The organism is Chamaesiphon sp. VAR_69_metabat_338, assembly GCF_031423935.1.
Lineage (GTDB): Bacteria > Cyanobacteriota > Cyanobacteriia > Cyanobacteriales > Chamaesiphonaceae > Chamaesiphon.
The window spans coordinates 1-12629 of the sequence record NZ_JANPGM010000329.1 but is presented as its reverse complement, the minus strand read 5'-3'; the positions used below and the strand labels follow the sequence as shown (position 1 = coordinate 12629).

Below are 12629 nucleotides of genomic sequence, written 5' to 3'. Positions count from 1 at the left end.
CGGGAGCAGCCGGATTTTGGGGCGGGATTATGGATTTGACGTAACGGGGATTACCATCAGTCCTGGGCAGGTGCAGCGCGCTGGGCAACTCACGCCGCCAGAACTGAATGTCAGGTTTCAAGTCGATGATGCGATGGCTCTATCCTTCCCCGATGCTAGTTTTGATGTCGTGTGGTCGATCGAGGCTGGCCCCCACATGCCGGATAAAGCGGTGTTTGCAACTGAGTTAATGCGGGTGCTCAAGCCAGGTGGCTTGCTAGTTGTGGCAGATTGGAACCAGCGGGACGACCGTCAAATTCCACTCAATTGGTGGGAAAAACCCGTAATGCAGCAATTACTCGACCAGTGGTCGCATCCAGCCTTTTCGAGCATTGAGGGCTTTTCAGAGCTACTAGCGGCCACCGGCTGGGTAGATGGGCAGGTAACTACCGCAGATTGGACGGAACAAACGCTACCATCCTGGTTGGATTCGATCTGGCAAGGCATCGCTAGACCAAAAGGATTGGTCAGTTTTGGAGTCGCTGGATTTGTCAAATCTCTGCGTGAGGTGCCGACGATTCTCCTGATGCGGTTGGCTTTTGGGGCGGGACTGTGCCGCTTTGGGATGTTTCGCGCCGTGCGCGCTCCGGGCAAGGGCGAATTAGAGGCTAATTCGACAGCGGTATTGACACAAGTGGGTCAAATTTAGGAAATTAGTGCTGCTAAAACCCCGACTTTTCCAAAAAGTCGGGGTTTTGTGTCGATCTGTTGGCAGTGTTAGATCGATCGCTTAGGCAGCATGAGTCCGATACCAATCGATCGTATTTTTAAGACCGGCTTCGATATCGACTTGGGCGGTAAATCCAAAATATTCTTTGGCTCTTTGAGTATCCAGACAGCGGCGCGGTTGACCGTTTGGTTTATCGGTTTGCCAGACAATTTCACCCTGGTAGTCCATCAGTTTGCAGATTAAAGTAATCAAATCTTTAATCGTAATTTCATAGTTGGTACCGAGATTCACCGGTTCTGCACCATCGTAGCTAGTAGCCGCGATCGCAATCCCTCTAGCAGCATCATCGACATAAATAAACTCGCGACTGGGACTGCCATCGCCCCAGACGGGGATTTGCTTATCGCCAGCAATTTGGGCTTCATGAACCTTCCGAATTAAGGCCGGAATCACATGCGAACTTTCGGGTTTAAAATTATCGGCAGGGCCGTATAAATTTACAGGTAATAGATAAATACCGTTAAATCCATACTGCTGACGGTAAGATTGCAACTGCACTAATAATGCTTTTTTAGCGACACCATAAGGTGCATTAGTTTCTTCGGGATAACCTTCCCAGAGATCGGCTTCTTTAAATGGTACGGGTGTAAATTTAGGATAAGCACAAATCGTCCCCACACACACAAACTTACCCACGCCTGCTTGATAAGCAGCATGGATTAATTGGGTGCCCATCATCAAATTGTCGTAGAATAATTCGGCTGGTTTGAGTTGATTCAAACCGATACCCCCGACGTGGGCGGCCAGATGGACGATCAGATCCTGGTTTTGCACTGCTTTGTGACAGTTATCGAGTACCCGCAAGTCACAATCGGCAGATCTAGGAACGGTAATATTAGTGGCGATGGCACCTTGAGCGAGCAGTTGACTAATTACTTGTTGTCCGAGAAAGCCAGCACCGCCAGTAACGAGAATACGCTTAGTAGATAAATCTAGAGTTGTCATAAATTCTATGAATGCGGGTGTCTAAATGTTACCTGTAAAAGTAGGCACTAATAACTAAGTCAGAAGGCGTAAATATCGATCGAGTATTGCTAGATTGCTAAAAAATTAGCCCTCAGGCAGCCGCTTGCAACCGAGAGCCGACTCTCAGTTGCGGGCATAGTGGCAGCTATTTACCCTACTGTCGATGACGACTGTTGGGATAAACTTCCACTTAACTGAGAGCATCAAAATTTGAATTTAATCATGCATGGTGGCTAAGGCTTGACGCACGATCGCGACATCTGGTAATACTTCACCGTGATAATTCGGCGATTTGATGCCAAGCGCATGGAGATCGGTATCGACCATCAGGTGGACGAGTTCGGTAAAAGTTACTGATGGTTTCCAGTCAAGCTTTTGCTGGGCTTTGGTCGGATCGCCGATCAATAGTTCTACTTCTGCCGGACGCAAGTACCGAGCGTCAAATTCGACATAATCTTTCCAGTTGAGATTGACATAATCGAAGGCAATAGTGAGAAATTCATGGATCGCATGGGTTTCACCAGTGGCGATCACATAATCATCTGGAGCTTCCTGTTGCAGCATCAACCACATCGCTACTACATAGTCTTTGGCATAGCCCCAATCGCGTTTGGATTCGAGATTACCTAGATAGAGCTTATCTTGTTGCTTGGCCATAATCCGGGCGATCGCGCGGGTAATTTTGCGCGTGACAAAGGTTTCGCCGCGACGGGGGGATTCGTGATTGAATAAGATCCCGTTACAACCAAAGATATTGTAAGATTCGCGATAGTTAATGGTTTGCCAGTGGGCGAAGAGTTTGCCGCAGGCGTAGGGACTGCGGGGGTAAAATGGGGTAGTTTCCGACTGGGGGACTTCTTGGACTAAGCCGTACATCTCTGACGAACCGGCTTGATAGTAGCGCACTTGCAGTTTGGTGCGTTGTTCGTAATCGCGGATCGCTTCGAGTAACCGGAGCGCACCCATCGCGACGGTATCGACAGTATATTCTGGTGCATCGAAGCTGACACGGACGTGCGACTGGGCACCTAGATTATAGACTTCGTGAGGTTTGGTAAGTTCTAAGAGGCGACGTAAGGTCACGCCATCGGCTAAGTCGCCGTAATGTAGAAACAGTTTCGCTCCAGGTGTATGGGGGTCTTGGTATAAATGCTCGATCCGATCGGTATTAAAAGTAGATGTCCGTCGGATGATGCCGTGAACTTCATAGCCTTTAGAGAGCAGCAGTTCGGCCAGGTACGAGCCATCTTGTCCGGTAATGCCTGTTATGAGTGCGCGTTTGGATTCTGTCATTTTGGCTCTTATCAGTTATTCAGTGAGATCGCGAGGGGTCGATCTGCCCCATCATCATAGATCTGAAGTGCGATCGCATCCTACCAGTTTTTTGACTACGAATGTAGTAGTTATGCCTAATATGCGCCATTATTTTTAGGGATAACTGTGAGCAGGATCGTTTTAATGATGATGCGCAGATCCAAGCAAAAATTCCGGCGTTTGACATAGCTGACATCAATTTTAATTCGCTGCTCGTAGGGGATATCGTTGCGACCGGAAACTTGCCACAAGCCAGTGATTCCGGGCCTAATCGTCAAGATCCGATCGATCTTATCGCCATAACGGGCAATTTCTTCGGGGACGAGCGGACGCGGGCCGACGACACTCATTTCGCCTTTGAGAACGTTGATAAACTGCGGAAATTCATCTAGATTGGTAGTACGGAGAAATTTACCGATTTTGGTGATCCGGGGATCTTGCTTGAGCTTAAAATTTTCTGAAAATTCCTGCCGCATGTCTGCCGATTGCGCCATCATCTCATCGAGCAATCGATCGGCGTCAGGAATCATCGTCCTAAACTTGATACAGCCAAAGTGGCGATAATCCCTACCAACGCGCTCTTGAATATAAAAAATCGGGCCAGCCGAAGTACAAACGATCGCCAACGCCAGAGCTAGATAAACTGGAGCGCACAGCACTAGCACGAGTGACGAAAAAATAATGTCAAATAGCCGTTTGTTAAAGTTGCGATACTTCTTGCCGTGTCGAATGCGCTGTTTGGCTAGAGGCTTGACTACTGCTTTATTTGAAACAGGTTTACTGACTACGGTCATTTTAGTCCTCAATTTCACTCTATCACCAATATTCCCCAGATTATATATAAAAAGAGTACCCCCGCTCTACTTGTCACTCACGGTTTGGAGTAATTGAGACTTCACTAGCGGTTGACCTCATTCCCGATTGCCAGTGGCGTTGGTAGCGATCGAGTAAACTGAGATACTCAGATCGAAACACAGTTGCGGCAAAGCCTTCAGCATGGAGGCGAATTTGCTCGGCTGAAAACTGCTGCTGGTAAGTTTCAAACGTGTCGATCGCCGAGACGATCGCCGCTGTAGTTTGAGTGGGAAACAGGATACCAGTGCCGCGAGCTGGGTGAGAACGAATGTCTACCACAGTTTCAGCCGCACCACCTCTACCATAAGCAATAACTGGCGTGCCACAAGCCATCGCTTCTACCAATACGATACCAAAATCTTCGCAAGCTGTATATACGAAGGCTTTCGCACGCGCCAAGTAATCTTGGACGACAAGATTGGATTGGGAGCCAAGAATTTTGACGTTAGATTTGGCAATTTGTTGCAATGTTTGTAATTCAGTTCCCGTACCGATGACGACGAGATTTTTGCCGTTTTGGTTAAAGGCTTCGACAATTAAGGCAACTTGTTTGTAACCTACCAGCCGACAGACGGTGAGGTAGAAGTCGTCTTTGTCGGCATTGAAAGTAAACCTGTCGATATTTACGGGTGGGTAGAGCACATCTGCCTGACGGCGATAACATCGCCAAATCCGGCTGGCGGTAAAATGCGAATTGGCAATGAAGCGATCTACACGATTGGCTGATAAGACATCCCACTGGCGCAAGCGATGGAGCAGATAGCGGGTAAATAAGCCGGGAATGCCCCGTCCGAGTCGGCTTTGGTGTAAATAGTCAAAAGTCAGATCCCAGGCGTAGCGCATAGGCGTATGGCAGTAACATACGTGCAATTGTTGGGGCGTAGTCAGAATGCCTTTGGCAACAGCGTGGGCAGAGGACAAAATTACATCATATTTGCGCAAGTCTAACTGCTCGATCGCGATCGGCATGAGGGGCAAATATTTTTGGACGCCATTTTTAGCTCCCGGCAAATTTTGCAGGAAGGTAGTACCGATTTGGCGTTGGTAGAGGTAGCTCTCTGGCTCGATCGATTCAAAGTCAATTAGCGCGTAGAGATCGGCATCGAGGCACTGGAGGATTTCTCGGACGACTAATTCGGAGCCGCCAGTCGATTTTGGGGTCAACCATTCATGGACGAGGGCATAGTTGAGATCGGTGGGAGTAGCGATCGCGGAATCGGGCATGGGGTATTAACAGCACGGCAGCGATCGTATGATACCAAGGGATCTGACCCGTTGGCGTTAGTTTGCCGGAGGTACTCGCTCACGATTCATCATTCATGCTCTCGATCCAGTGCTTAATTGTAGATGCGCGATCGAAGTCGGGTCGGTAAAGATAAGTTGCTTGCAAATTATTTAAAATCCGCAGTAAGATCTGGCGATTGGTGACTGGTTGGAGGATTTCTGGCGGTAAAAAGGGAATATCTTGCTGATAGATCTGCATCAATTTTTGCCGACAATCTTCGACAAATAAAATTTCGCCGCGATCGAAGACATCGACAAAGATCCCCGCCCCTTCAAAATTGGGACGAATTAAAAAATGTCCTGGCATCCCAATTCCTACCATCGGAAAGCCAATTTGTTTGGCAATTTCTAAGTAAATTACTGCCAAGGTAATCGGGATACCCGTCCGACGATCGATCGCATCATTGAGCAAGCTATTACAGGGATTATAATAATCTAGCTTGTTACCATGAAATCCCAACTCATCATACAGATATTCGTTGATAGTTTGGATGACTTTGAGTGGATATCGATCGGTTGGTAATCTTTGGGCTATTTCTTTAGCCATGTTCGCCAGATCTGTTTGATAACGTTCGATCTCTAGCTCGGGATATTCCACTTGAGCAATATATAAAGCTGCGGTGGGGATATCGATTTCGCGATCGACCTTATCGATCGCGACTAGGAATTGCGCTAGGGGATTATTCATGAGGAGCAGAGGAGATACTTACTAAAGAACACATCATCGATCGCGCTCGGTTCACCTCCATTTAATTGATAATTTGCGCTCGTGAATACTCGCTGATTAAGCTAATTTATCTTGAGACATTTATCCTGATGGCGGCGAGCGATTACTTACGGTACGCTACGCGATCGAGATCGGCTCCAGCACCATATCGATATGCCTGTAGGCGTTGTTGGTAATAATACCGTTGCACCGGATCGAGACGATCGAGTAATGGTGCGAGCAGTTGAGTTAGTGGATACAAGCCACTATAGGCACCTAAATTGAGATAGTTAATCAGCCAATCAATTAATGTCACCATACCGACATGCGGGACGATCGGGAGGACTGCTTGAGGACTCGTAATTGAAGTTTGTAATAATGTCCGCGATAGGGCGGGGAATTGGACGACATCTTGGAGAAAGGGACAGAGTACATCATCACCTAAAGTTTGCATCGATTGGAATACCGCTGCTAATAAATTATTGATGCGATCGGGATTGACTTGTTGAGTCATGCCGACACTCATCGCTCGTTGAAACATCCAAGTTACGGCAATATTTGGTTGATAAGGCTGTAATAATTGGAGATCTTTTGCGCTGAGGGCATCAGCCGCGATCGCCATTTCAATCCCATCAGTCAATCGTGCTAAATGTCGCATCATCGAGCCAAATCCACCAAAACTTACTGGCGATTGACTGCCACTACTATCGCCAATTAATAAGACGCGCGACCAGGTTGTTTTGAGCGGACTATCGCGATAGGCTGGAAAGCAGCCAAACAGACACCGCTGAAAATTCAGGCGTGCTAATTCGACCTGTTGATATGTCGGTAACAAGCGCAGGTATTCATCAAATAAAAATGCCAAACTAAACCTGTCGGGATGTGCGTCCATATAGGTAAATAGATAGGTGGTGCGGCCATCGCGAGCGGGAAATGCTTCCCAAAAATACTGACACTGATGTTGAATGGGTGTTATCGATGCAAAAATATCTCCCGTTTCGTTTTGCGCAAATCCCGTCGCACAACTACCCACTACCAAGCAAATTCCCTCCGGCTTGACTCCGGCTCTAGCCTGCGCTGCCAGTGGCGAAAAATGCCCCATCGCATCGATAAATAATTTACTCGTTAATTCAATTGCTCCGGTACTCATGGCAATCCCATTGGGATGGATCGTCACGCGATCGCACGACGTAAATTCTAATAACTTCCCGCCATCTGCCAAAAATTTAGCTTTGAGCGTAGCGAGTAAGTAAACCGGATCGACACCTATATTGAGCACATCGCGCACCCAAATATCGGGCGTATTGGGAAAAGAAATCCGTGCGGGATTGTATTCAGAAGCGATCGCGATCGCTAGCTCCTCTTCCGATAATAATTCCAGCTCGACTAATATTGCCAATTCCGATCGAGAGATATTCCATTCTTGTACTCGTCCTTTTAATTCACCCCGCTCGATAACGATTACTTTCAAGCCGCGCCGTTGGAGAGCCGCCGCGAGGATAATGCCCAACGTGCCACCGGAGATCGCGATCTCAAAATCAGTGGTTTTTAAATACTCAGAGCTGGAAACGACCATTTCTCGTGGCAAAATCTGGCTGCTGCGCAAATTTTGCCACATTTTATCGGCACGATCGAGATTGGCGAAAGTGTCAGCCGGAAATTGAGCGGCCATGTCAAGCGCGATCGGCATAGAATTAGGAAAAGAGAATTACTTAATATGGTAGATCTTATGAATGCTGAATCTCAGCGCAGACTGCTGATGAAAATCCTCATCGGTGTCGCTTGGCTCGACGGCGAACTGCAACCGGCAGAACGCGAATATCTCGCCAAAGTTGTCCAGACTACGCCACAATCAACAGCTAGCGATCCGGAAATCGCTGCATTACTCGCAGGCACAACCACCGTCACTCTGCCAGACTGCGAACGCTGGATTCAAGAGTATCTAGGCGATCGATCGATCTATGATGACGATCTGCTCATCGAAGCTATTAGCAGTCTAATTTATAGCGATGGAGATGTCGCGATCGCCGAAGCCAAACTGCTGACAAATATTCAGTCAACACCCACGCTCGATCGAGCAAACCCTCCATCTCTAGTCACCAAAATCCGCCACCTCTACCAAAATTGGCTCCAAAAAATCTAATTAAAAATAATCTATAGATTTACTGCTTGGTGTGTTATCGCGCCAGCGTAACGCACCCTACACCCTATCCCCTATCCCCCTAAAACCTCAAGCCTGCTTGGTGCGCTAAACCCTCGGGAAACCCGAGGAGCGCGCATCCGCTAAAGCCTAAAGCCTACCCCCTCCCTCCCCTCTACCTCCTACCCCCTAGAAATGACCCTAGCCAAACGCAATCTCACCACCCAGGCGCAGGATTTGCTTGCAGGTGAAACAAGCCTCTATATTCTCAAACGATCGCTCCAAGCCATTCTTACCCTCTTGCTAGCGTCGATCCTCTGCTTTGCCATCATTCAATTATCGCCAGGTAATTTCCTCGATACCCTCCGCCAAAATCCTCGGATTAGTCCCGAACGGATCGAAGAATTAAAACGGTTATTTGGGTTGAGCGATAAGAAAGATTTTCCCACCTTAGCCAATCAATACTGGAAATGGTTGATTCAGGCAGTGCAGGGCAATCTCGGCTTGAGTATGCATTACTCGCAACCAGTCTCGTTGCTGATTGGGCGACGCATTCGGGCGACCCTAGAACTAGCACTTGCTTCGATCGTGTTAACCTGGGCAATTGCGATTCCGTTGGGGATAATTGGGGCAGTCAATCAGAATAAATTTATCGATAAATTCCTGCGCGTTATTAGTTATACAGCCCAAGGATTTCCCAGCTTTGTGACGGCATTATCGCTGTTAATTATCGCGCAAATCTGTTATCCGCTCTTGCCAGTCGGCGGTAGAACGAGTATCAATCACGACCAAATGAATGCGATCGAGCAGTTATTTGATATTCTCTGGCACATGATTTTACCGACGATCGCGCTAACGATTACGGGGTTTGCCGGATTGCAACGGATTACGCGGGGCGAACTATTAGATGTCTTGCGGCAAGACTATATTCAAACTGCTAGAGCTAAAGGTTTATCGGAAAATCGAGTGATTTATATTCATGCTTTGCGCAATGCAATCAATCCACTAGTAACTTTACTTGGCTTTGAGTTTGCGAGTTTGCTCAGTGGGGCGTTTATTGCCGAATTTTTCTTTAATTGGCCGGGGCTGGGTAAACTAATTTTAGCGGGAGTGACAGCGAAGGATATTTATCTAGTGATGGGAAGTTTAATGATGGGAGCGGTGATGTTAATTATTGGTAATTTGTTTGCCGATTTATTACTTAAGTTTGTCGATCCACGGATTAAATTAGCAGATCTCAAGTAATCGTTACTGCAACTAGAAACCCGACTTTTTCAAAAAGTCGGGTTTCTGTTATCCTCAAACTTAATTATCAATTGTCCCGTTCGGTAATAGCGACTACGGCGACACCACAAACGTTAATCTGCTGCGATCGCAAGACGCTGGCAATCGCTCTGACTGTAGATCCTGTCGTATAAATATCATCGACGATCGAAACGGTATCGCCAGGTTTTAATGATGAATTAACTAGCGCAAATGCACCTTCGACATTTTCTTGGCGTGCCGATTTTGATAGTCCAAATTGAGCTACTGTCGATCGAGTCCGGTGTAAACTAAGATCTAATTTTGCGCCAGTCATTTGACAAAATTTTCGGGCGATTAGTTCGGCTTGATTGAAACCGCGACTCGCTAATTTATCGGGATGGAGTGGTACTGGCAGTACGATTAATTTAGTTGGGACAACTGGGGCGAATGTTTGCCACCCTGCTGCCAAAGCTTCGCCGTAAAAATCACCGATCGAGCGATGACCGTCATATTTTAACTTACCGATCGATCTTTTAATCGCACCTTCATACTTACCCCAGGCGAATAGCGGTAAATCTCCTTGCCAATATTGCGCTGGTTTCGTCAATTGACATTCCTGAATCTGGCGTTGACAATATTGACAAAAAACTAGTGCCGCCGCTCGATCGCATAACGGGCAATTTGACTTGAGAAAGAGATTTAAGGTGCGATTTTTTAGAGCAGTAGTAATATTACCAATCGATCGGTGCCAAGGATTAGACATGTCAACTATTTAGATTTTGATATTTGCGTTATGTGTCACGACGGTCACGAGTAGATCGGTAGATAGAGATCTAAGTTCGGTTGAAATGCTCGGAGCCGATCGTTTTTCAATTACTAGCTACGATCGAAGTCTGAAATTATTTTATTGAATCTCGATCGTTCTGTCGGATGAGCAAAGCTTAATAAAATAATGCGGATGTATTATAAATTGCCAAAAATAAAATCATAAAAATTTAAGTAGTGAGCTTTTATACGTTGTTCTGTGTAAATCAATCCCAACACAAAACTTTAAAATCGACTTGATAATAGCTGCATCCCTTGCTAGTCATCACTTTAGGCAAAATAGATTTTGGAGTTTAGTGCGTATTTATACATATCAACAGGAAATAATGCGTTAGGTTAAAGACTAGAAAGTGATGATAAATAAAATGTTTTTTCTCTTGTAGAATTATACTAGATTAGGTAAATCTATGAAAAGTAATGAGTATGAACTAATGCCAGAATTAGACCAAGATTGGTATTTAGATGCTGCCGACTCTAAGTACGATCCTGACATTTCGACAGCAGTTATCTCTCCACGTCCCCCAATCTCGCCACAAACTGTTCCATTACCGGAAACGGTGCAAATATGCGAACAAATCGAACAAATTACCGATGGCACCCAACTGCTGGCGATAATTATTTCTCAAAATTTTAACAAGCCAGGAACGCATTTTTTCACGCCTAACGATCTGTCCCAACAGCTAGGCTACATGCACCATCCTGCCGGCACGATCGTCGAGCCTCACATTCACGAACAGGTCGTCCGCGAAGTTCGATACACTCAAGAAGTATTATTTATCAAACAAGGGAAGCTGCGCGTAGATTTATATAATAACCAACAGCAGTATCTCCAGAGCCGGATGCTCGGAGCCGGAGATGTCATTCTACTCGCCACCGGCGGTCATGGTTTTGAAGTTATTGAAGAGATCGAGATGATTGAAGTCAAACAAGGGCCTTATGTTGGCGATCGAGATCGCACCAACTTTAGGGGCATTTCAGCCGCACAAGCTAACATCAAAAATTAGCAAACGTAAGTTTGAGCAGCTAGTTCCGTGCAGTAGTAACAGTAGTTAAGGGGATAGAGTACACCCGCGTATCATTCCTATTTTCTCCAACGGCAAGATTACATCAATGAATCCAATTCCAGTTAACGAACCACTGTTAAGAGGCAACGAGCAGAAATATTTAGTCGAGTGTATTGAAACTGGTTGGATTTCTGCTGAAGGGCCATTTGTCAATCGCTTTGAAACCCAATTTGCAGCGAGTGTCGATCGTCAGTATGGGGTCGCTGTCAGCAATGGTTCTGGTGCCCTCGATGTTGCAGTTGCTGCTTTGAAGATTGGTGCTGGGGATGAAGTAATTTTACCTACGTTTACAATTATTTCTTGTGCTGCGGCGATCGTCCGCGCTGGAGCCGTACCAGTTGTCGTAGACGCCGATCCGGTGACTTGGAACATGGATGTCACCCAGATCGAAGCCAAGATTACCGCCCGGACTAAAGCACTGATGGTGGTGCATATCTATGGTTTGCCAGTGGATTTAGATCCAATCTTAGCGTTAGCCGCTAAATATGGCTTATCAGTAATTGAAGATGCCGCCGAAGCGATCGGACAAACCTATCGCCATCGCCCCTGTGGGAGTTTTGGAGATCTGAGCACCTTTAGTTTTTACCCAAACAAACACATTACCACTGGGGAAGGGGGAATCGTCGTTACTGACGATCCGCACTTAGCCGCACGTTGTCAATCGTTGCGCAACCTGTGCTTTCAGCCCCATCAACGCTTCATCCATGCCGAGCTAGGTTGGAATCTGCGGATGACTAATCTCCAGGCAGCAGTGGGCGTAGCACAACTGGAAAATTTGACAGAGTTTGTAGATCGCAAACGGTCTATGGGTCAGCGTTACACGGAATTATTAGTAGATATTCCCGGTATCGAGCTACCACTGACTCATACTGACTATGCCGAAAATATTTATTGGGTGTATGGGATCGTCCTGAAGGATGAAGTGCCCTTTGATGCGAAAGTAGCGATGCAGAAACTGGCAGAGGCGCGAATTGGTACTCGGCCTTTTTTTTGGTGTATGCACGAGCAACCTGTCTTGCAAGAGATGGGATTATTTGCGGGAGCAGCTTATCCGGTGGCAGAGAGATTGGCGCGGCGGGGTTTTTATCTGCCGAGTGGGATGGCGTTAACTAATACCCAAATCGATCGAGTGGCGAGCGTTCTTAAGGAGATCTTCACATGAAAGAGCGAATCGAAAAAATTCCGGTGCTCAAACAGGCATATCAGCAGTGGTACCAACACAAATTTGCTAATGATTGTCATGGGTGTTTTTGGGGAGTATTTGAGACTTTTGAGGAGGCGATTAGCGCGGCACCTGCTACGAAGACAGTCGGCTACAACTGCGCCGATTTAGCGCGAGAGTATCAAACAACGATCGAAGCTCACACGTCATCTGCTGCCGATCTTGGTAGCGGAAAATCTCGTGGTCTGATGAGATCTTTTGATTACCCAGTATTGTATTGGCTCGATCGAATTGCCCAA

The 12629-nt window shown here is 46.7% G+C and carries 12 protein-coding genes and 1 pseudogene; 6 read left to right on the top strand and 7 right to left on the bottom strand.

Going from position 1 to position 12629, the window contains the following annotated elements; all coding sequences use genetic code 11:
* The coding region (locus RMO84_RS09470) for a methyltransferase domain-containing protein (protein WP_310488225.1) at positions 1 to 688 on the top strand (688 nt) is incomplete at its 5' end.
* 81 nt (positions 689 to 769) lie between these two features.
* Here the strand turns inward: RMO84_RS09470 and RMO84_RS09465 are convergent.
* The 6 genes from RMO84_RS09465 to RMO84_RS09440 form a co-directional block, all read right to left on the bottom strand.
* A complete protein-coding gene (locus tag RMO84_RS09465; RefSeq protein WP_310488224.1) occupies positions 770 to 1714 on the bottom strand; it encodes a GDP-L-fucose synthase in 945 nt (314 codons plus the stop codon).
* A gap of 237 nt (positions 1715 to 1951) precedes the next feature.
* Positions 1952 to 3028 carry a GDP-mannose 4,6-dehydratase gene (gene gmd, locus RMO84_RS09460; protein ID WP_310488223.1) on the bottom strand — a complete coding sequence of 359 codons (1077 nt, stop codon included), beginning with the start codon at positions 3026 to 3028 and terminating at the stop codon, positions 1952 to 1954.
* A 116-nt stretch (positions 3029 to 3144) separates the two neighbouring features.
* Positions 3145 to 3843 carry a sugar transferase gene (locus RMO84_RS09455; RefSeq protein ID WP_310488222.1) on the bottom strand — a complete coding sequence of 233 codons (699 nt, stop codon included), beginning with the start codon at positions 3841 to 3843 and terminating at the stop codon, positions 3145 to 3147.
* Between the two features lie 73 nt (positions 3844 to 3916).
* Positions 3917 to 5128 (bottom strand): glycosyltransferase, encoded by a 1212-nt coding sequence (locus tag RMO84_RS09450; protein ID WP_310488221.1) that lies wholly within the window; start codon positions 5126 to 5128, stop codon positions 3917 to 3919.
* Between the two features lie 79 nt (positions 5129 to 5207).
* Positions 5208 to 5876, bottom strand: coding sequence for a transglutaminase-like domain-containing protein (locus RMO84_RS09445; RefSeq protein ID WP_310488220.1), 669 nt, complete (start codon positions 5874 to 5876; stop codon positions 5208 to 5210).
* 142 nt (positions 5877 to 6018) lie between these two features.
* Positions 6019 to 7584 (bottom strand): FAD-binding oxidoreductase, encoded by a 1566-nt coding sequence (locus RMO84_RS09440; RefSeq protein WP_310488219.1) that lies wholly within the window; start codon positions 7582 to 7584, stop codon positions 6019 to 6021.
* Between the two features lie 39 nt (positions 7585 to 7623).
* Here RMO84_RS09440 and RMO84_RS09435 point away from each other — a divergent pair, with 39 nt between their 5' ends.
* Positions 7624 to 8037: a TerB family tellurite resistance protein gene (locus RMO84_RS09435; RefSeq protein ID WP_310488218.1), complete on the top strand. Its 414-nt coding sequence runs from the start codon at positions 7624 to 7626 to the stop codon at positions 8035 to 8037.
* 192 nt (positions 8038 to 8229) lie between these two features.
* Positions 8230 to 9279 carry an ABC transporter permease gene (locus RMO84_RS09430; RefSeq protein WP_310488217.1) on the top strand — a complete coding sequence of 350 codons (1050 nt, stop codon included), beginning with the start codon at positions 8230 to 8232 and terminating at the stop codon, positions 9277 to 9279.
* A 67-nt stretch (positions 9280 to 9346) separates the two neighbouring features.
* Here the strand turns inward: RMO84_RS09430 and RMO84_RS09425 are convergent, their stop codons facing one another.
* Positions 9347 to 10042, bottom strand: coding sequence for a ComF family protein (locus RMO84_RS09425; protein ID WP_310488216.1), 696 nt, complete (start codon positions 10040 to 10042; stop codon positions 9347 to 9349).
* Positions 10043 to 10661: 619 nt separating this feature from the next.
* Here RMO84_RS09425 and RMO84_RS09420 point away from each other — a divergent pair.
* From RMO84_RS09420 to RMO84_RS09410, 3 genes and pseudogenes are all read left to right on the top strand, one after another.
* Entirely contained in the window at positions 10662 to 11108 is a 447-nt protein-coding gene (locus tag RMO84_RS09420) for a hypothetical protein (protein ID WP_396135817.1), read from the top strand.
* A 106-nt stretch (positions 11109 to 11214) separates the two neighbouring features.
* Entirely contained in the window at positions 11215 to 12330 is a 1116-nt protein-coding gene (locus RMO84_RS09415) for a DegT/DnrJ/EryC1/StrS family aminotransferase (protein ID WP_310488214.1), read from the top strand.
* Positions 12327 to 12629: pseudogene (locus RMO84_RS09410) on the top strand (hypothetical protein); the annotation flags it as partial. The gene RMO84_RS09415 and the pseudogene RMO84_RS09410, both read left to right, overlap by 4 nt.